We start from the raw sequence: 19,808 nt of genomic DNA on the forward strand, positions 1-19,808 counted from the left end.
GGTCTGGTGCCCGAGGCCGACACCCAGTGGCTTTAGTTGCTCTTCACCGCATAGTCCGGCTTCTTGTCGTTACCCGAGATAAACGGGCTCCACGGCTGGGCGCGGATCGGCCCTTCGGTCTGCCACACCACGTTGAACTGACCGTCGGCCTGAATCTCGCCGATCATCACCGGTTTGTGCAGGTGGTGATTGGTCTTGTCCATGGTCAAGGTGTAGCCGGACGGCGCGGCGAAGGTCTGGCCGGCCAGGGCTTCGCGGACTTTGTCGACGTCGGTGGACTTGGCTTTCTCGGCTGCTTGCGCCCACATATGGATGCCGACGTAAGTGGCTTCCATCGGGTCGTTGGTCACCGCTTTGTCGGCGCCCGGCAGGTTTTTCTTCTTGGCGTAGGCTTTCCAGTCGGCAACGAACTTCTTGTTCTGCGGGTTCTCCACCGACTCAAAGTAGTTCCACGCCGCGAGGTTGCCCACCAGCGGTTTGGTGTCGATGCCGCGCAATTCTTCTTCACCCACGGAGAACGCCACGACCGGAACGTCGGTGGCTTTCAAACCCTGGTTGGCCAGCTCTTTATAGAACGGCACGTTGGAGTCGCCGTTGACGGTGGAGATGACTGCAGTCTTGCCACCGGCGGAGAATTTTTTTATGTTGGCCACGATGGTTTGATAGTCGCTGTGGCCGAACGGGGTGTAGACCTCTTCGATGTCCTTGTCGGCCACACCTTTGGAGTGCAGGAACGAGCGCAGAATCTTGTTGGTGGTACGCGGGTAAACGTAGTCGGTGCCCAGCAGGAAGTAACGCTTGGCGCTGCCGCCTTCTTCGCTCATCAGGTATTCCACCGCCGGAATCGCCTGCTGGTTAGGTGCCGCGCCGGTGTAGAACACGTTCGGCGACATCTCTTCGCCTTCGTACTGCACCGGGTAGAACAGCAAGCCGTTGAGCTCTTCGAACACCGGCAGCACCGATTTACGCGACACCGAGGTCCAGCAACCGAACACCACCGCCACCTTGTCCTGAGTCAGCAGCTGCCGGCCCTTTTCGGCGAACAGCGGCCAGTTCGACGCTGGGTCAACCACCACCGGCTCCAGCATCTTGCCGTTCACGCCGCCCTTGGCGTTGATTTCGTCGATGGTCATCAACGCCATGTCTTTGAGCGAGGTTTCGGAGATCGCCATGGTGCCGGACAACGAATGCAGAATACCGACCTTGATGGTCTCGGCGGCCTGGACCGTCCAGGCCATGCCCATCGCGGCAATGCTTGCCGATAGTGTGAAAGCCTTGATCAAACTGCGACGCTTCATTGTGCGATCTCCATGAACGTTAAAGTTTTTTATGGTTGGCAGATGCGGACGACTGAAGGCTGTTTTGCAAGGGCTGTGCCCGGTCGGGAAAGGGCAAGGAAATGTCGTATTAGAGCGGTTGCGCGGGGTTGGCGGCGCACCATGAAGGACCGCGTTTGGCGCACTGGTGCGAAGAGGTGCGCCACATTGGGGCGCAGGCAGTGCAGGCAACACAGATCAACTGTGGGAGCGGGCTTGCTCGCGAAAGCGGTGTGTCAGTCACGGTGATGTTGAATGTGCTGCCGTCTTCGCGAGCAAGCCCGCTCCCACATTGTTTGCGGTGTGTCTACGCCGGATCGACGTTATCCAGCGCCCGGTTCACCGCCAGCTCCGCCAGCATGATGCTCTGTTGAATCGCCAGTGCCGTGTAGCGCTGCGGGCCGGTCAGGTCGTTGGCGAAATCGCTGGCCAGGACACTTGCTGTGGCCAACGATTCGTAGGCGTGGGCCAGGAGGCTTTCGGTATCCATATTAGGGGCGACGATGAACATGGTGCTGGGGCGGCGGGGTTTTTCGGTGTATTGCACCGGGGGATCGAGGTAGTAGTCGAGGGCGCGTTTTATGGCTTCGCGGTCTTTGAGTAATTCTTCGGTGCGCGAGGCTTCGGCGGTGGGTGTGGTGGTGTTGAAGGGTGGATCGGGAACGATTTTTTTATTCATTAGGGGCACCAAATCAAATGGAGCCACCACTTGTCGTTTCTCACGCGACGAAGGGGTGGCAGCTATGTGCGGAGTGAGAAACCGGTCAGCACCCCAAACCCGGCCGGACCGAAGTCCGCCCGCACACAGCCGCCATAGAACATTGCAGGCAGCGGATAAGCTGGCGGCAATTATGGTGGTACTGATGTTGGATTAACAGTGCTACCGGGTTCTCACGCCCGATCGCTGAGTTGTCAGCGACAGCCCAAGACTAGTGGGCTCGCGTCCGACGAACAACCTGAAAAAGGCGTGGGAAAGTTCCGTGTTTTGACACATCCGTTAAACATTCAAAAGCGGAACGCGGAGCGTCCCTGGCGGCATTCCCACGCGGGAGTGTGGGAATGCCGCCAGGGTATGCAGGATCGCAAATCCCTGTGGGAGCGAGCCTGCTCGCGATAGCGGTTTGTCAGGCGCGGTGATGTTGGATGTGCCGCCGTCATCGCGAGCAGGCTCGCTCCCACAGTTTTGAACGGGGTGTGTCAGCGGCGGCGCATCAGGCCGATGAAGAACAACCCACCAATCGCGGCGGTGGCGACGCCGATGGGCAAGTCTTCCGGGGCGATCAGGGTGCGGGCGGCCACGTCGACCCAGACGAGGAACAGGCTACCCAGCAACACGCACACCGGTAGCAATCGCCGGTGTTCAGCCCCAACCAACCGCCGCGCAATGTGCGGCACCATCAACCCGACAAACCCGATAGACCCACTGATCGACACCAACACCCCAGTCATCAACGACGCAATCAAAAACACCCGCAAGCGCACGGTGCGAGCATTCAGGCCGAGGGTCACAGCAGTCTGCTCACCCGCCATCAACGCATTCAACGGCCGGGCCATCCCCAGCAACAGCACCAACCCAAGCAACACACTCGCCGCCGGCACGGCGAGCAATTCCCAACGCGCCAACCCGAGCCCGCCAAGCATCCAGAACATCACCGCAGAACTGGCGCGGTGATCACCGAGAAACAACAGCAAATTGGCGATCGCCATCATCACGAACGACACTGCGACGCCGCACAACAGCAGCCGATCACTGTCCAGCCGCCCATTGCGATTGGCGATCATCAGCACGATCAACATGCTCAACAGCGCGCCGATAAATGCCGCGATGGGCAAGGTCAGCAACCCGACAATCTCACCAACATGCAGCACTACAATCACCGCGCCAAGGGTGGCGCCGGAGGTCACGCCGAGCAGGTGCGGATCCGCCAGCGGATTGCGCGTCACCGCTTGCAGCACCGCGCCGATCAACGCCAGACCGGCGCCCACCAGTGCACCGAGCAACATGCGCGGCACGCGGATCAGCCAGACGATGTGTTCCTGGCCGGCAGCCCAGTCCGCAACACCGAAACCAAAAATCTTGTGCAGCAATATTCGCCACACCACCTCCACCGGCACCCGCGCCGGGCCGAAGCCCAGCGACACCACACACGACACCAGTAACAGCGAGCCTAGGGCGATCAGCAACAAGGCATAGCGACGATCGATCATTCGCCGTGGAAACCCTTGGCCAGGGTTTCGACCGCCAGCACGTTGTCGATCCCAGGCGTGGCCTGCACGTACGGAATGACGATGAAGCGCTGGTTCTTGATCGCGTCCACCGATTGCAGGGCCTGGTTGTTCAGCAGGAATTGCTCCTTCTGCTCAGCGGTGACTTCACCATAGTCGACGATCACGATCACCTGTGGATTACGCTCGACCACGTTCTCCCAATTCACCCGCGTCCAGCTCGCCTCGATATCGTCGAGAATGTTGCGCCCACCAGCGGCATCGATCAGCGCTTGAGGCATGCCGAGTCGCCCGGAGGTCATGGCCCGATCTTCACCGCTGTCGTAGAGAAATACACGTGGCTTGTCTGCCGGCAGATCTTTGCGGATGTCGGCCACTTGCGCCTGCATCTCGGCGATCACGGCGTTCGCGCGGTCCTGCACGTCAAAGATTTTCCCGAGGTTGCGCAGGTCGCTGTAGGTGTCTTCCAGACTCGCGGGCGGGCGCTGCATGACGAAGGCGCAGGACTCGGTGAGTTCGTAGACGTTGATGCCCAGCGGTTGCAGGGTTTGCGGCGTGAGATCACCGCCGACGCGCATGCCGTAATCCCAACCGGCGAAGAAGAAATCGACGTTGGCGTCGAGCAGGGTTTCCACCGACGGGTACTTGGCCGCCAGCTCCGGCAAGCCATCGAGGATGGTCTGCATCTCGGGCGTTACCGACTTCCAGCCTGTGACGCCGCTATACCCCGCCATCCTTGGTTTGAGGCCGAGGGCGAGCATCATCTGGGTCATGTTGATGTCGTGGCTGACCGCGTGTTTCGGTGCTTGCTGGAAGGTGACTGCGCGGTTGCAGCTCTGGACAGTCAGCGGGTATTTCGTAGCCTCGGCGAAGGCTTGGGCACTGCCCAGCAACAGAACGACGCAAAGCAGGGAACGCAAAGTCATGGTTGGGTTATCCAGGTGATTCGTGGGTAGCCGTGCAAGGGGTGGTCATCGATCAGGGCGTCGACGCCGAACACGTTGTGCAGCAGTTGTGCGGTCAGGACTTCTTTGGGTGGGCCGCTGGCCACGATGCGACCGTGATTGATCACGTACAGCCGATCGCAGAAAGCCGCCGCCAGATTGAGGTCGTGAATACTCGCCAGCGTGCCGATCTGCAAGCGCTTGACCAGTTGCAACAGCTCCAGCTGATAGCGCGGGTCGAGGTGATTGGTCGGTTCATCGAGGATCAGCAATTGCGGTTGTTGAGCCAGCGCGCGGGCGAGGATCACACGCTGTTTTTCACCACCGGAAAGGGTGGCGAAGGCGTGGCCTTCGAAGCCCTTGAGGCCGACCGATTCGAGGGCGTGGGTCGCGAGGTTTCGGTCCTCGATAGTGTCGCCATCAAACAGGCCTTTGTGCGGCGTGCGGCCCATGGCGACCACTTCCTCGACGGTCAGGCCGAAGGTGTCGGGGAATTCCTGCAACACCACGGCGATGCGTTGCGCGCACCAGCGTGAGGACTGCTTCCATACGTTGTAATGGTCGAGTTTGACCTCACCGCTTTCCGGTTTGCTGAAGCGATAGGCACAACGCAACAGGCTGGTTTTGCCGCTGCCGTTGGGGCCGATCAACCCGACGAACTCACCGGCGGCCACGTGCAGCGATGCGTCACGCAGCTGGAACTGGTGATGACAGTGGCCGTGGCCCTGGGGTGTCCAGGCGAGGTTCGTGAGGTTCAGCGAGGTCATGCAGTTCTCTTGGGATTTTTTGTGTGGCTGATGACGCCTTCGCGGGCAAGCCTCGCTCCTACAGGTTTTGTGTCGTACGCAGTATTTGTGATCGACACAAACCTTGTGTGTCGTACGCAATATTTGTGATCGACATAAACCTTGTAGGAGCGAGGCTTGCCCGCGAAGAGGCCCTATGCTTCAGAGATAATCGCCAGAAGTCTATAGATCCCTCTAAAACGCGCATCTCACCTGCTTCATGATGAAGGTGAGGTGGATTCAGTTTGCCGGCTCAAGCGTGACAGCAGCACCCGATCCAATACCCACACGACAATCAACGAAGCCCCCACCAACGGAAACATCACCGCCAGCCCAAGCATGATAACCATCGCGGTTTTCCATTTCGGCAGGTCGTGACGCAACGGTGGTACGCCGAACTTGCCCTGTGGCCGGCGCTTCCACCAGATCACCACACCACTGATGGCGCTGAGCAAAATCATCAGGCAGATCAGCAGCACAATGATCTGATTGAACGGGCCGAACATCTTGCCTTCGTGCAGCATCACGCCGACTTCGGTGGCCCGGGCGACGTTACTGTAATGCTGCCAGCGCACGTCGGCGAGGACGTCGCCGGTGTACTGGTCGACGTGCAGGGTGGCGTCGTTGCGCGGGTCGTCGGCGAACACCGCGATGGTGAACACGCCGGTGGCCGTGGTGGGGAAGGTGATGCTGTAGCCGGGCTCGACCTTGCGTTGCACGGCGATGTTTTGCACGTCTTGCAGGCTGATGGTCGGCGCCGCCGGACCGGCTTGCGTGCTGGCGTGAGCCATGTGTTCTGCGTGATCGCCGGACATCGGCATCGGCGTGTTTTCCATGGCCCATGGCACGGTCTGGCGCGTGACGCTGTTGAGGCTGCGGGCCTCGACGTCGGACTTCGGCACGTCATTCCACATGGCTACCGGGAAACGGTTCCAGAGGTCGGCGTATTGCTTGCCCCAGAAACCGGTCCAGGTCATGCCGCTGAGCAGCATCACCAGCAGCAATGCCGCGCCCCAGAACCCGGTCACCGCGTGCAGGTCACGCCAGAGCACTCGGCCACGACTGTTCAAGCGTGGCCAGAGAATCCCGGCGGACTGGCCACGCGGCCACCACAAAAATACCCCGGAAACCACCAGCACGACGCCCCAGCCGGCGGCCAGTTCCACCAGTCGATCACCGACGGTGCCGATCATCAACTCGCCGTGAATCGAGCGCGCGACTGCTTGCAGATTCTTCTTCGCGTCTTGCTCGCCAAGGATGTCGCCGTGGTACGGATCGATGAACACGTTCAGTTCATGACCTTCGTTGATCACCACAAATTGCGCACTGCGTTCGGCGTTGACTGGCGGAAGGTACTGTTTGATCTGACCTTGTGGGTACGCCTCTTTCACCCGTTTGAGCAGGTCGTCGGCGGAGACTTTGTGATGAGCGGCGGGGACGTTCAGCAGGCTGCCGTACATCAACGGATCGAGTTGCGGTTTGAACAGGTAGATGATGCCGGTCAGGGCCAGCATCACCATGAATGGCGCTACGAACAGGCCGGCATAGAAATGCCAGCGCCAGGCCAGGTTGTAGAAATTCGGTTTGGGTTGTTTCATTTTGTGTGCTCCGCCAGGCGTAGGTTTTTGTTGTTTAGTACGGTTGCTGCGCAACCGATCGCGAGCAGGCTCGCTCCCACAGGTTCAACACTGTTCATGTGGGAGCGAGCCTGCTCGCGATGCTTTTAGAAACTCATATCCACCTTGGTCCAGAGCGTGCGCCCCGGTTCGTTGATGGCTTGCGGATCATTGGCCGGGAAGCCGAAACCGGCGTTGCCCGCCAGGTTCAAGTGTTCGGCATAAGCCTTGCCGAACACATTGTCGACGCCGCTGCTGACCTTCCAGTGCTTGTTGATCCGGTACGCGCCGTTGAGCGAGAACACGCCGAACCCAGAGCTCGTGTCGAAGTCTTTGCCGACCACGTTGCCCTTGTTCTGGTCGATGCGGTTTTGCGCCGCCACCACGCGCCACAAGGCGCCGGCGCTCCAGTTGTCTTCGCTGTAGGTCAGGCCGAAACGTGCATCCAGCGGTGGCATCTGCGGCAGGGCGCTGCCGTCGCTGCTGTTCTTGCCCCAGGCGTAGGCCAGGGACGCGTCGGCTTTCCAGTTGGCAGTCAGCTTGTAGGCCGCACCGAGTTCGCCGCCCATGATTCGCGCGTCGATGTTCTCGGCTTGCGAGGTCATGCCCATCATCCCCTGCGTGTAGTTGAACAGGATGTAGTCACGCACCTGCCCGACGTAACCCGAGGCCCAGGCTTCGAGGTCTTCGGTCTTGTATTGCAGGCCGAAGTCGAGCTGGGTGGTTTTCTCCGGTTTGATCGAGTCGAAGGCATTCACCGAACCGGCGGGGCCGGACTTGGGCGAAAACAGCTCCCAGTAATCCGGGAAACGTTGGGAGTGACCGAGGCCCGCATACAGCGTGGTGGGGCTGTCGGCCAGGTCATGCTCGTAACGGACGAAACCGCTGGGCAAGGTATCGGCGCGGGTGTCGTCGGCCGTCGGGTTCGGGCGGGCCATCATCCCGGAGCCGAGGGTCTGCCGATAATCTTTGGCCGACGCGCGATCCAGTCGTGCACCGGTGATCAACCGATCACGGTCGGCGGCGTACCAGGTCAGTTCGCTGAACACGCCGTAGTTATGGAAGTCGGCGTCCTTGTTGCGCGGCACATCCTTGTAGGCGTCGACGCCCATCGCGCTGCGTTGGCGATGTTCGTTGGTTTGCGCATCCAGGCCGCTGATCAGTTGCACATCGGCCCAGCGCCAGGTGGCTTTGATCCGCGCGCCGAGGGTTCGACGATCGACGTTGGAGGCCATGGGGCCGGCCATCATCCCGGTGCCGGACGGTGTGCGCAGGGTGTAGTTGTCCATCACGTGGTCGGCGTAGTTGTAGTAGACCTGTGCCTCGACCTTATCCAGTACCTCACCGATGTTCGACTGCTCGAAGCGCAGGCCCAGGCTTTCGCGCAAGAATTGCGAGCCGTCCATGCCACGCCCGGCGTAACGGGCTTCGCCATCGCCTTTGCCGGCGGTCAGTTCCAGCAGCGTGTCGGCGCTCGGGGTCCAGCCGACAGCGACGTCACCGTTCCACTTGTCATAGCGCGAGGGCACGGTGTCGTTGTTGCCGTCCTTGTAATCGTCGGAATGCGCGGTGTTGCCAATCACTCGCACGTAACCCAGCGGCCCACCGGCAGCGGCGTCCACTACTTTGTCGAAACGGCCGTTGGAACCGGCCAGCACACTGGCGTTTACCCGGGTGCCGAGTTCGCCGAAGCTTTCCGGCTCACGGTCGAACAGGACGGTGCCGGCCGATGCTCCGGGGCCCCAAAGCACGGTTTGCGGGCCTTTGATGACGGTGAGTTTGTCGTAGGTTTCCGGTGAAATGTACGAGGTCGGCGCGTCCATGCGGCCAGGACAGGCGCCGAGCATCATGCTGCCGTTGGTGAGGATATTCAGTCGCGAGCCGAACATGCCGCGCAGCACCGGATCGCCATTGGTGCCGCCGTTGCGCACCAGCGCGAAGCCGGGGATGGTCTTCAGATAATCGCCACCGTCGCTGGCCGGCACCGGTTGGCGCGGGTCCTTGGGGTTGGTGACGATGGTCAGCGGCGAACTCGGCGCAATGGCGGTGATCACCGTCGGGCTCAGTTCTTCGGTGTGGTCGGCGTGTTCATCGGCCAGCACCATTGGTGTCAGCAGCAAGCCGCAAAGAACGGCGGTGGCCCGCCTGAAACGAACGCGAGATTCGTTCAGGGCAAAAGAAGCCTGGGCAGCGCCCAAACGTGTGTCAGCAGAAAACCTGGACATGACAATTTCCATCGAACAGTCGTAAACGACACGGCCGGCAGCCGACACAATCCTGTGGGAGCGGGCTTGCTCGCGAAAGCGGTGTGCCAGACGACATTAATGTTGACTGACACTCCCTCTTCGCGCGCAAGCCCGCTCCCACAGGTTGCTTGGCTGTCTTGCGGACCGTGTGAAATCGGAGGCGGGTATTTACGCGACGATGGGCGGGGCGCGGGTGCGGGCGCCGGGGAAGAAGGTTTGCCGGGCGTGGCCCAGGCGGGTGGAGGGAGTGCTGAAAGTGGTTATCTGGGGACTGTCGAAAGCGACGAAGGACTGACCGCCAGTGAGCGCCGGGCAATTGAACAGCAGGCTGCAATAACCGCATTTTTCCCACAGCGCGTGATGGTCGGCTTTCGGTGGACAGTGCTCGGTGGCGGGTTGCGCGCCATGCTCCATGGCCGGCATGTCCATCGACATGGTCATGCTCATGGACATCGAGGCGCGTTGATCCATCGGCATCGACTGAGAAATCAGCGGACCGATAAAGATCATCAGCATGGCGAACAGGCTGATCCAGCTGCCGCGCGTCATTGACTGACGGCGGTGCACGGGCAACCTGACGCTAAGCGGGCGCATGGGCGATTCCAGCTTGGACGATTACTGGGCGTGCATGTGCTCTTGCATGGTTTCAGGCGCTTTTTTCTGCACCGCGACATCGACCGTCACATCACCAGCCTTCTCGAAATGCATCGTCAGCGGGAAGCGCTTGCCGTCGCTCAACAGGCTGCGGTCTTTCAATTCCAGCAGCATCACGTGGTACGCCATCGGTGCGAACGTGACTTCGCCGCCAGTCGGAATCTCGACGCTGGGCACTTGCTGCATTTTCATCAAATCGTTTTGCATCACGTGCTCGTGCAGCTGGGCAACGCCTGCGATCGGCGAGTCGACGCTCAGCAGTCGGTCGGCGGTTTTGCCGTTGTTGTGAATCACGAAATACGCGGCGACTGTAGGCGCGTTAGGCGGCAACTCTTGAGACCACGGATGGGCGATCTCAAGCTCTCCAGCCTTGTATTCGTGAGCATTGGCAAAACAGGCAGGCAGCAGCAATACAGCCAGAACGATGAGTTTGTTCAACATGGCAGTTCTCCAGAACGATTCAAAACGCAGGTCAATTGCGAGAAGGAATCACACCAGAGGGGACGCGCGGGGGTTGAGACTCGGCCATTGCTGGCGCGGTGTAGGGGTGTCGAGCGTGGCGGGCGGCAGGCTTCGATTGGCCTCGAAACGCGCAAAATACAACTGCGGCGCATGCCCCGGCAACGCCACCAGCGGCGCGGAACCCGAGCAACACCAGCAATGCTGCATGTTGGAATGATCGTCGCTCTGCGGGGCTTTCTGCTCAATGTCGCCCAAGGAAATCGCCACCAGCTTGGTGCCGTTGGAAGAGCAGAAGCTGCCCCACAACAATTGCTCTGCAGGCGATTTCGCCGTCTGCGCCATCGCTCCAGACATCGGCATGGCGAGCATGTTGAACAGCACTGCAAAGCAGGCGATCCAGGCAAATGCGAGCCGTTGTCGGGACATGAGGGCAGATCCGGTTGAGTGAGCAATCAGTCGCGGCTATTTAGCCTGATCAGGGGCGATAAGTAAAAAGGCCGCGTGCGGTGTGGTGTCGCAGCGTACTCAGAGAGCGACGGCATGCAAGCGCAGGCCTAAGGCTTTCATCACTTTCATGATAGTCGCGAATTCCGGATTGCCAGTGCTGCCTAACGCTTTGTACAGACTCTCGCGACCCAGGCCTGCATCGCGGGCGACTTGTGTCATGCCTTGTGCTCGGGCGATGTCGTTGAGCGCAGCGCGTATGAGGACACCATCGCCTGCATCTTCGTCAAAGCAAGCATCCAGGAAAGCAGCCATTTCTTCTGGTGTCTTGAGAAACTCGGCAGCGTCGAAGCGGGTGAATTGTTCGGTCATGACTTACTCCTCATTACCGATGTTTTGCGCCATTTGAATGGCACGTTTGATATCTCGTTTTTGAGTCGACTTGTCACCGCCCACCAGGAGTAGATAAACCACTTCACCTCTACGGGTGAAGTACATCCTGTAGCCGGGACCGTAATGCACGCGCATTTCGTAAACCGCCGTCCCTACGGGCTCGCAATCACCAAAGTTTCCATATTCTGCCGATAAGATCCTGGCAATAATGCGGGCCTTTCCGATGGTGTCTTTCAATGAGTCGAGCCAATCGGCGAATGCACGGGATCGTTCGAAGTCGATCATGTCGGATCGTATTCCTTGGGATACAAGTTGGCAAGCAGCACTTTTCTGGGGATGAAACGGGCCGTCCCCCGTGAGTGGCGGGCCTGTGTACTTGATAGGATTAGAGGAACCTGAATATAGGGTTGAAGCTATTAAGAGGAACAGCCGGCTCCTTCCTGAAAAGTTGCCGGTAAATTCGTAGGTTTCAGCAGATCTAAGGAATGGTCTTACAAGTACAAGGCTTCCAGTATTTGCTCGACAGACCCAAACTCCCGCTCAACCCCCGGCAACACCGGCCGCTTCAACACCAGCACCGGCACTCCACGCTCCCGTGCCACTTCCAGTTTCGGCTCGGTGGCAGTGCTGCCGCTGTTCTTGCTGATCAGTACATCGATCTGCCGACGCTCGAACAGCTCGCGTTCATCCTCGATCAGAAATGGCCCACGCGCGCCGATCACTTCGCAGCGCTCGTTGCCCGGATAAACGTCCAGCGCACGCAACGTCCAGAATTGCTCTGGCGGGATTTCGTGCAGGTGCTGCAACGGCTCGCGGCCGAGGGTGAACAGCGGTCGCCGGAAGGGTTTCAGTGCTTCGATCAGTTCGGCCCAGTCGCTGACTTCGCGCCAGTCATCCCCGGCTTGTGGTTGCCAGGCCGGACGTCGCAAAGCCCAGCACGCAATGCCGCTCAACTTCGCGGCGGTGGTGGCGTTCTGGCTGATTTGCGCTGCGTAGGGATGGGTCGCATCCAGCAGCAGGTCAATGCCTTCATCCCGAATGAACTGCGCCAGACCTTCAGCGCCGCCATAGCCGCCAACCCGAACCTGGCAGTTCAGATCCGTCGGCACGCGACCGACACCGGCCAGGCTATAGATGTGTTCCGGGCCCAGAGTCCGGGCGATGGCCAGGGCTTCAGTGACGCCGCCGAGCAACAACACACGCTTCATTGAAAAACTCCTGCATGGCCGACAATCCCGCCCTGGCGATCAATGGCGAATACTTCGACCTGAACCTGCGCCGGCACCACGCTGCGAGCAAAGTCCAGAGCGTGCTGACACACCGCGTCGCCGAGCGCGATCCCGGCAGCGCTGGCCATCGCCAGCGCCTGCTGACTGGTATTGGCTTCGCGGATCGCCTGTTGCAACGCCTCATCCGCGCCGACCGCCGCGGCCCATTCGGCCAGTTGCGACAGGTCGATGCTCGAATGCCGACTGTGCAAGTCCATGTGCCCGGCCGCCAGTTTGCTGATCTTGCCGAAGCCGCCGCACAGGCTGAGTTTATCCACAGGCACTTTGCGCAAATGTTTGAGCACCGCGCCGACGAAGTCGCCCATTTCTATCAGGGCAATTTCCGGCAAGTCATAGACTCGGCGCATGGTGTCTTCGCTGGCGTTGCCGGTGCATGCGGCGATGTGCAGGTAACCGTTGGTTTTGGCGACGTCGATGCCTTGATGGATCGAGGCGATGTAGGCCGCGCAGGAGAATGGCCGGACGATGCCGCTGGTGCCGAGGATCGACAAGCCGCCGAGAATCCCCAAGCGCGGGTTCATGGTTTTCAGCGCCAGGACTTCGCCGTCCTCGACGTTCACCGTGACCTCGAAGCCGCCCGGGTAATCCAGCTCTTCGGCCAGCAGCGTCAGGTGCTCGCTGATCATCTTGCGCGGCACCGGGTTGATCGCCGGCTCGCCGACGTTCAACACCAGCCCGGGCCGAGTGACGGTGCCCACGCCACGGCCGGCGCTGAAGCGAATGCCCGGCTCACTGTGCAAGCGCACCTGGGAAAAGAGCAGGGCGCCGTGGGTCACGTCCGGGTCGTCGCCGGCGTCCTTGATCGTTCCGGCTTCGGCGCCGTCGTTCATCAGCCGACAGAATTCCAGGCGCATCTGCACCCGTTTGCCTTTGGGCAGAATGATCTCGACGGCGTCCGCTTCGACGCCACTGAGCAGCAGGCGTGCCGCCGCGAGGCTGGTGGCGGTGGCGCAGCTGCCGGTGGTCAGGCCGCTGCGCAGCGGTGCGGGTTGTTCGGCGGTTTCGTCACGCATCGAGGGGTTTCGTCACGTCCAGCAAGGTAATCGGCAGCGCCTGACGCCAGGTGTCGAACTCGCCCAACGGTTGCGCCTGGGCGACATGGATGCGGGTCAGTTCACCGCCATGCCGTTCGCGCCAGGCCATCAGGGTCACTTCGCTTTGCAGGGTGACGGCGTTGGCGATCAGTCGGCCGCCGGGTTTGAGTTGCGCCCAGCAAGTATCGAGCACGCCTTCGCGGGTGACCCCGCCACCGATGAAAATCGCGTCCGGACGTTCTAGCCCATCCAAGGCTTGCGGCGCGCTGCCGCGAATCAATTGCAGACCGGGGACGCCCAAGGCATCGCGGTTGTGTTCGATCAACAACTGCCGACCTTCATTCGCTTCGATGGCTAGCGCCCGGCAACTCGGGTGAGCGCGCATCCATTCAATGCCGATCGAACCGCTGCCAGCGCCGACGTCCCACAGCAGTTCGCCGGGTGTCGGTGCGAGGCGGGCGAGGGTGATGGCGCGCACATCGCGTTTGGTCAGTTGGCCGTCGTGCTGGAAGGCTGAGTCTGGCAACCCGGCGAGGCGCGACAGGCGAGGTGTGTTCGGTTCGGCGATGCATTCGATGGCGATCAGGTTCAGATCGGCGATCACCGGCTCGCTCCAGTCGTTGGCGACACCCTCGATGCGTCGTTCGGTTTCGCCGCCCAGATGTTCCAGCACGGTGAGACGACTTGGCCCGAAACCGCGCTCGCGCAGCAACGCCGCGATGGCCGCCGGACTCTGGCCGTCGTTGCTCAACACCAGCAAGCGCATACCACTGAACACATGGGCGTTGAGCGCGGCGACGGGGCGGGCGACCACAGACAGGGTCACTACATCCTGCAATGGCCAGCCCAGGCGAGCGGCCGCCAATGACACGGAAGACGGGGCGGGCAGGATCAGCATTTCCGCGCCGGGCAGTTGCCGCGCCAGGCTGGCACCGACGCCATAGAACATCGGGTCGCCGCTGGCCAATACACAAACCGGCTCGCCACGCAGTACCAGCAATGGTTCAAGGGAAAACGGACTTGGCCACAATTGCCGCTCGCCGCGAATGCACACCGGCAGCAAATCCAGTTGTCGCTGACCGCCAATGATCCGCGAAGCGCCCAGCAGGGCGCGACGGGCATTCTTGCCCAGGCCCTTGAAGCCGTCTTCACCGATACCTACTACTGTCAGCCAGGGTGACATCTGCCGTCCTCAAAAAAAGTCCACAAACGGACTGTTCCGACGGGCAGGCTTTTCATGCCGTCGGACAAAGCAGGCATAATACCGCGCCTTCGCCCGCGAAGCGCCTTTCCCACACAGCCGGTCGCCCCTTTGAACGAACGCCCGATGTCCACCGCCTTACGCCCCTCGGCCTGCCCGGGGTTACTGCGTATTGTCCCGGCGCTGGATGGCGGCATTTGTCGGATCAAATTGAACGGCGGCTCAATCAGCGCTGCCCAGGCTGAAGCGGTGGCCAGCGCAGCAGAACGGTTTGCCGGGGGCGTGATCGAGGCAACCAACCGCGCCAACCTGCAGATTCGCGGGATTGGCAGCGAGCAGACGGCCTTGATCGACAGCCTGCTCGCCGCAGGATTGGGCCCGCGTACCGCGGCGGGTGACGATGTGCGCAATCTGATGCTCAGCCCGAGCGCCGGGATCGACCGGCAGATGTTGCTCGATACGCGCCCGCTGGCCGAACAGATCCTCACCAGCCTGCAAAGCCATGAGCGTTTTCACCAGTTGAGCGCCAAATTTGCCGTGCAACTCGATGGTGGCGAAGGCCTGGCGATGCTCGAGCATCCTCACGACCTGTGGTTGAGCGCTGTTGAGCAAGAGGGTGAGTGCGTGCTGGCCTTCGGTCTGGCGGGTTGCCCGACCCAGACTCCGTCGGGCGCGGTGCGACTGGAAAACGGCCATGCGCTGGTGATTGCGGTGCTTGGGTTGTTCCTCGATCTGGCGCGTCCGGACCAGACGCGCATGCGTCATCTGCTGGCCGAATACTCGGTTGCCGGGTTGGTCGCTCAAGTGGCCGAACGTGTGCCGCTACTGTCCATCGTGAGCGGGTCGCGCGTTATGAACTCGAGCGTTCTACACATTGGCGCTCATCCTCAGCGTGAAACCGGCCATGTCTATGTCGGCGCGACACCGCCTCTGGGCCGACTCGATCCCGCCATGCTTCGGGGCGCGGCACAACTGGCCCGTGAATGGGGCGATGGCAGTCTGCGCTTCACGCCTTGGCAAAGTCTGCTGTTGCCCGATATCCACGAACGCGATGCCGCTGAAGTTATCCACAGCCTGGAAAATTTGGGCCTGCGCTGTTCAGCAGAGGATGCCCTGGCGCATCTGATTGCCTGCACGGGTTCGGCGGGTTGCGGCAAAGGCCAGTCCGACACAAAGGGCGATGCGCTGCAACTGGCGGCGTTGCTGCAACGTCACGGTCAAATCCTGAATGTGCATCTGTCTGGCTGCGCACGTTCCTGCGCGGCGGCACACATCACGCCAGCGACTTTGCTGGCCGTCTCACCCGGTCACTACGACCTCTATTTTCGCGATGCAGTGCAGCCGGGTTTCGGCGCGCTGCACGCACGCAATCTTACTATCGAAGCGGTCGCGGCCTTGCTCGACGCCCGCTCACGGAGCTCCCTTTGATGCTTGATTACATCCGCGACGGTCAGGAGATCTATCGCAACTCCTTCGCGATCATTCGCGCCGAGGCCAACCTTGCGCGCATTCCGGCCGATCTGGAGAAACTCGCGGTGCGGGTGATCCACGCCTGCGGCATGGTCGAGGCCATCGACGGTCTGCAATTTTCCGAAGGCGCCGGCAAGGCCGGGCGCGATGCGCTGGCGGCCGGTGCGCCGATTCTGTGCGACGCGCGGATGGTCAGCGAAGGCGTGACCCGCGCGCGTTTGCCGGCCAATAACCCAGTGATCTGCACACTGCGCGACGACAGCGTCCCGGAGCTTGCCCGCGAGTTGGGCAACACCCGTTCCGCTGCCGCGCTGGAACTGTGGCGTCCGCACCTGGAAGGCAGCGTGGTGGTGATCGGCAATGCGCCGACCGCGCTGTTTTATCTGCTGGAAATGCTCGACGCCGGCGCGCCGAAACCGGCGTTGATCCTCGGCTTCCCGGTGGGTTTCGTCGGCGCCGCCGAATCCAAGGCGATGCTCGCTGCGGACAGCCGTGGCGTGCCTTTCGTCATCATGCAAGGCCGGTTGGGCGGTAGCGCCATGGCCGCCGCCGCCGTCAACGCCCTCGCCACGGAGATTGAATGATGCAGCAACCTGGACGTTTGATTGGCCTGGGCGTCGGCCCCGGTGATCCGGAACTGATTACCGTCAAAGCCTTGCGCCTGTTGCGCGAATCGCCGGTGGTGGCGTACTTCGTCGCCAAGGGCAAGAAGGGCAACGCCTTCGGCATCATCGAAGCGCATCTGCAAGACGCACAAACCCTGCTGCCGCTGGTTTACCCGGTGACCACCGAAGCGCTACCGGCGCCGCTGTCGTACGAACAAGTGATCAGCGATTTCTACGATGCGGCCGGCGAAGCACTCGCCGCGCATCTGGACGCCGGCCGTGACGTGGCGGTGATCTGCGAAGGCGATCCGTTTTTCTACGGCTCTTACATGTACCTGCACGATCGTCTGGCCGAACGCTATGAAGCCGAAGTGGTGCCGGGTGTCTGCTCGATGCTTGGCGGTGCGTCGGTACTCGGTGCGCCGCTGGTGTATCGCAATCAGAGCCTGTCGGTGTTGTCGGGTGTGCTGCCGCACGAAGACCTCAAGCGACGACTGGCCGATGCCGATGCGGCGGTGATCATGAAACTGGGGCGCAACTTTCCCAAGGTTCGTCAGGTGCTCGAAGAGCTCGGTCTGGCGGAGCGTGCGCTGTACGTGGAGCGCGCGACCATGGCCAATCAGAAAATCGTGCCGCTGGATCAGGTCGAGCCGATGTCCTCGCCTTATTTTTCGCTGATCATCGTTCCCGGTGAGAGGTGGCAAGGCTGATGGCCCATTCCGCTCCGGCGATTGTCATTCTCGGCAATGGCAGCCTCGCGACCGCGCGCAAGATTCAGCAGGTGTACCCGGGCGCGCTGATCCATGGATTGGCCGAACGGGTCGAAGGCGCGGACCGTGTTTATCACGAGTTCGGCGCGACCCTGCGCGAACTTTATCAACAGGACACGCCGATCATCGCGCTGTGCGCCGCCGGGATTGTGATCCGCACGCTGGCGCCATTGCTGTTGGAAAAAGGTGCTGAGCCACCGGTGCTGGCCGTGGCCGAAGACGGCAGCGCCGTGGTGCCACTGCTCGGCGGTCTCGGCGGGGTGAATGTCATGGCGCGCGAGATTGCCGCTGGCCTCGACGTCGCGGCGGCGATCACCACCAGCGGTGAGTTGCGTTTCGGCACGTGCCTGCTCAATCCACCCAGCGGCTATGCCTTGGGCGATCTGGAGCTGGGCAAGCGCTTCGTCTCGGACTTGCTGGCCGGTGAACACGTGCGCATCGAAGGCGCTGCGCCCTGGTTGGCGCAAGCACAGTTGCCGCAAGATCCTCAGGCGCATTTGTCGATCCATGTCGGCAGCGCCGAGCGGCCGCCGGCCGCCAATGAACTGTTGATCTACCCGCGCAGTGTGTTGTTGGCGGTCAGCGTCAGTGTGGCGGATTTGCCCCAGGCGATTCGCGCGGCGCTGCGTCAGGCGCGAGTCGCCGTTCAGTCGCTGGCGTGCCTGCTGGCTCCGGTCACGGAGATGGCCAGTCCGGCGTTGCGCGAAGCGGCGCTTGAGTTGGGTGTGCCGTTGCGTTTTGCGTCATCCGCCAGCGATGCCAGCGAGCTGGCTCGCGCGGTCGTTCCCGGCGCGACAATTATCCCGATCGACGCGAACCTGGCGCTGGCGATTGCTGAACAGCCACTGGACATCGCACAGATCGGCCGCCCTCGCGGTCGACTGGCCGTGATCGGCCTGGGCCCGGGTGCTGCCGAATTGACGGTGCCTGCGGTGAAGGCTGAACTGGCCAGAGCCACTGATGTGCTCGGTTACGAAACTTATGTGCGCATGGCCGGCCCGTTTCGGCCGGATCAAGTGTTGCATTGCACCGACAACCGCGAAGAGATGCAGCGTGCCCGTCACGCCTTCGAACTGGCGGCCCACGGGCGGTCGGTGATTGTGGTTTCTTCCGGGGACCCCGGCGTGTTCGCCATGGCAGCCGCGGTGCTGGAAGCGTTGCACGAGTCGAGTGAGCCGGCCTGGCATAGCGTCGATCTGGAGATTCTGCCGGGGGTTTCTGCTTCGCTGGCGACCGCCGCTCAGGCCGGTGCGCCGCTGGGACATGACTTCTGTGTGATGTCGCTGTCGGACAACCTCAAACCATGGTCGATCATCGAGAAGCGTCTGGACCTGGCCGCCGAAGCCGATCTGGCGCTGGCCTTCTATAACCCGATTTCCCGGTCTCGGCCGTGGCAGTTGGGCCGTGCTCTGGAAATCGTCGCACAGCACCGTACGCAGCAAACCCCGGTGGTTCTGGGTCGTGATATCGGTCGTCCCGGCCAGACGCTGCGGGTCACCACGCTCGGAGCGCTCACGCCGGAGCAAGTGGACATGCGCACCATGGTGCTGATCGGCTCGTCCACCACTTGCGTGTTCCCTCGCGCCGAAGGTGGGGACTGGGTCTACACACCGCGCTGGTATGGCATCAAGCCTGCCTCTTGAATTACAGCGGCCCATCGCGGCCGCTTGTGCTTAAAGTCGCTCCCCTTTGGCCAATGCCAGTCAGTTAAGCGAGCAAACCGCTTTTCGTAGGAGCCAGGCTTGCCGGCGAAGGCGTCCTTAAGTGCACTTTCGCCGGCAAGTCGGATCGCCGCACCGCTGGCTCCTACAGGTCCGATTTATCCTTAACTGACTGGCATTACTACCCTTTGGCGGCCCTTTCGCTTCGATTGTTTCGACGTTTGATCGTCGTCTATTTCAACAGTTGTTGTCGGATTTATTACTCTTGGTGGGAAGAAGTTCGACGGTTGCTTGTTGCTACCTGCCACTGTTCATGTAGTCCTTTTCTACAGTTGCATGCCTAAGTCTGCGCATGAATGGCAGAGTCGCCTGTTTGTCGTAGGGTTCAGGCGTGTCGGCTTGTGTGTGCGCTTATGTAACTACTGCAATACGAAGTTTTATTTTTTCATAAGTTTTATTGTATTGAAATTAATTGAATTTCTTCGCATTTGAAGTGGCCGTTCGCACGATTTAGTTTTGTCTCGTGCGAAGCGCTTGCTTTGCCCTGTTTGTTTGGCTTTGTTCGAAATGAAGGCGAGATGTTTGGCGTGATTGTCGAGCGGTAGTTGTGCGCCTGACAGAAATAACCTTATTACTGGAGGTCGGTTGCCTGTTTTGTGTGTCTGGCTTTCAGAATTCATGTGCATGTATTG

General features: G+C 61.1%; 19 protein-coding genes. 4 read left to right on the forward strand and 15 right to left on the reverse strand.

The window, feature by feature from the left end; all coding sequences use genetic code 11:
• Window positions 1–32 precede the first annotated feature (32 nt).
• From urtA to cbiE, 15 genes are all read right to left on the reverse strand, one after another.
• Window positions 33–1,298, reverse strand: a complete 1,266-nt coding sequence (gene urtA, locus ACYZT2_RS04300) for an urea ABC transporter substrate-binding protein (RefSeq protein WP_461970416.1) — start codon at window positions 1,296–1,298, stop codon at window positions 33–35.
• Window positions 1,299–1,623: 325 nt separating this feature from the next.
• Entirely contained in the window at window positions 1,624–1,995 is a 372-nt protein-coding gene (locus ACYZT2_RS04305; RefSeq protein WP_461970418.1) for a DUF6124 family protein, read from the reverse strand.
• Window positions 1,996–2,513: 518 nt separating this feature from the next.
• The gene (locus tag ACYZT2_RS04310) at window positions 2,514–3,524 is read right to left on the reverse strand and encodes a FecCD family ABC transporter permease (RefSeq protein WP_461970420.1); all 1,011 of its coding nucleotides are present in this window, start codon (window positions 3,522–3,524) and stop codon (window positions 2,514–2,516) included.
• A complete protein-coding gene (locus tag ACYZT2_RS04315) occupies window positions 3,521–4,468 on the reverse strand; it encodes an ABC transporter substrate-binding protein (protein ID WP_461970422.1) in 948 nt (315 codons plus the stop codon). The genes ACYZT2_RS04310 and ACYZT2_RS04315 overlap by 4 nt, the downstream gene beginning before the upstream one ends.
• Window positions 4,465–5,253: an ABC transporter ATP-binding protein gene (locus tag ACYZT2_RS04320; RefSeq protein ID WP_461970424.1), complete on the reverse strand. Its 789-nt coding sequence runs from the start codon at window positions 5,251–5,253 to the stop codon at window positions 4,465–4,467. Before ACYZT2_RS04320 ends, ACYZT2_RS04315 begins: the two co-directional genes overlap by 4 nt.
• A gap of 236 nt (window positions 5,254–5,489) precedes the next feature.
• Entirely contained in the window at window positions 5,490–6,869 is a 1,380-nt protein-coding gene (locus ACYZT2_RS04325; RefSeq protein WP_461970426.1) for a PepSY-associated TM helix domain-containing protein, read from the reverse strand.
• A gap of 125 nt (window positions 6,870–6,994) precedes the next feature.
• Window positions 6,995–9,112, reverse strand: a complete 2,118-nt coding sequence (locus ACYZT2_RS04330) for a TonB-dependent copper receptor (RefSeq protein WP_461970428.1) — start codon at window positions 9,110–9,112, stop codon at window positions 6,995–6,997.
• Between the two features lie 189 nt (window positions 9,113–9,301).
• Entirely contained in the window at window positions 9,302–9,727 is a 426-nt protein-coding gene (locus tag ACYZT2_RS04335; protein WP_461970430.1) for a DUF2946 domain-containing protein, read from the reverse strand.
• Between the two features lie 21 nt (window positions 9,728–9,748).
• Window positions 9,749–10,228 carry a copper chaperone PCu(A)C gene (locus tag ACYZT2_RS04340; protein WP_461970432.1) on the reverse strand — a complete coding sequence of 160 codons (480 nt, stop codon included), beginning with the start codon at window positions 10,226–10,228 and terminating at the stop codon, window positions 9,749–9,751.
• A gap of 48 nt (window positions 10,229–10,276) precedes the next feature.
• Window positions 10,277–10,675 (reverse strand): DUF2946 domain-containing protein, encoded by a 399-nt coding sequence (locus tag ACYZT2_RS04345; protein ID WP_123718994.1) that lies wholly within the window; start codon window positions 10,673–10,675, stop codon window positions 10,277–10,279.
• Window positions 10,676–10,774: 99 nt separating this feature from the next.
• Window positions 10,775–11,065: an addiction module antidote protein gene (locus ACYZT2_RS04350; protein WP_461970434.1), complete on the reverse strand. Its 291-nt coding sequence runs from the start codon at window positions 11,063–11,065 to the stop codon at window positions 10,775–10,777.
• A 3-nt stretch (window positions 11,066–11,068) separates the two neighbouring features.
• On the reverse strand, window positions 11,069–11,371 hold the full coding sequence (locus tag ACYZT2_RS04355) for a type II toxin-antitoxin system RelE/ParE family toxin (RefSeq protein ID WP_461970436.1): 303 nt from the start codon (window positions 11,369–11,371) through the stop codon (window positions 11,069–11,071).
• 206 nt (window positions 11,372–11,577) lie between these two features.
• A complete protein-coding gene (locus ACYZT2_RS04360) occupies window positions 11,578–12,294 on the reverse strand; it encodes a cobalt-precorrin-6A reductase (RefSeq protein ID WP_461970438.1) in 717 nt (238 codons plus the stop codon).
• Complete coding sequence (locus ACYZT2_RS04365) at window positions 12,291–13,388, reverse strand: cobalt-precorrin-5B (C(1))-methyltransferase (protein WP_461970440.1); 1,098 nt, start codon at window positions 13,386–13,388, stop codon at window positions 12,291–12,293. The genes ACYZT2_RS04360 and ACYZT2_RS04365 overlap by 4 nt, the downstream gene beginning before the upstream one ends.
• Window positions 13,381–14,592 carry a precorrin-6y C5,15-methyltransferase (decarboxylating) subunit CbiE gene (cbiE, locus tag ACYZT2_RS04370; RefSeq protein WP_461970442.1) on the reverse strand — a complete coding sequence of 404 codons (1,212 nt, stop codon included), beginning with the start codon at window positions 14,590–14,592 and terminating at the stop codon, window positions 13,381–13,383. Before cbiE ends, ACYZT2_RS04365 begins: the two co-directional genes overlap by 8 nt.
• Before the next feature lie 144 nt (window positions 14,593–14,736).
• Between cbiE and cobG the strand changes: the two genes are divergently transcribed.
• The 4 genes from cobG to cobJ are packed head-to-tail and all read left to right on the forward strand — an operon-like array spanning window position 14,737 to window position 19,098.
• Complete coding sequence (gene cobG / locus ACYZT2_RS04375) at window positions 14,737–16,038, forward strand: precorrin-3B synthase (RefSeq protein ID WP_461970444.1); 1,302 nt, start codon at window positions 14,737–14,739, stop codon at window positions 16,036–16,038.
• Window positions 16,038–16,664 (forward strand): precorrin-8X methylmutase, encoded by a 627-nt coding sequence (locus ACYZT2_RS04380; protein WP_007937188.1) that lies wholly within the window; start codon window positions 16,038–16,040, stop codon window positions 16,662–16,664. The genes cobG and ACYZT2_RS04380 overlap by 1 nt, the downstream gene beginning before the upstream one ends.
• On the forward strand, window positions 16,664–17,395 hold the full coding sequence (locus ACYZT2_RS04385) for a precorrin-2 C(20)-methyltransferase (protein ID WP_052965857.1): 732 nt from the start codon (window positions 16,664–16,666) through the stop codon (window positions 17,393–17,395). The genes ACYZT2_RS04380 and ACYZT2_RS04385 overlap by 1 nt, the downstream gene beginning before the upstream one ends.
• A complete protein-coding gene (gene cobJ / locus ACYZT2_RS04390; protein WP_461970446.1) occupies window positions 17,395–19,098 on the forward strand; it encodes a precorrin-3B C(17)-methyltransferase in 1,704 nt (567 codons plus the stop codon). Before ACYZT2_RS04385 ends, cobJ begins: the two co-directional genes overlap by 1 nt.
• The last annotated feature ends 710 nt before the right edge of the window (window positions 19,099–19,808 follow it).

The organism is Pseudomonas sp. MDT1-85 (assembly GCF_054898065.1).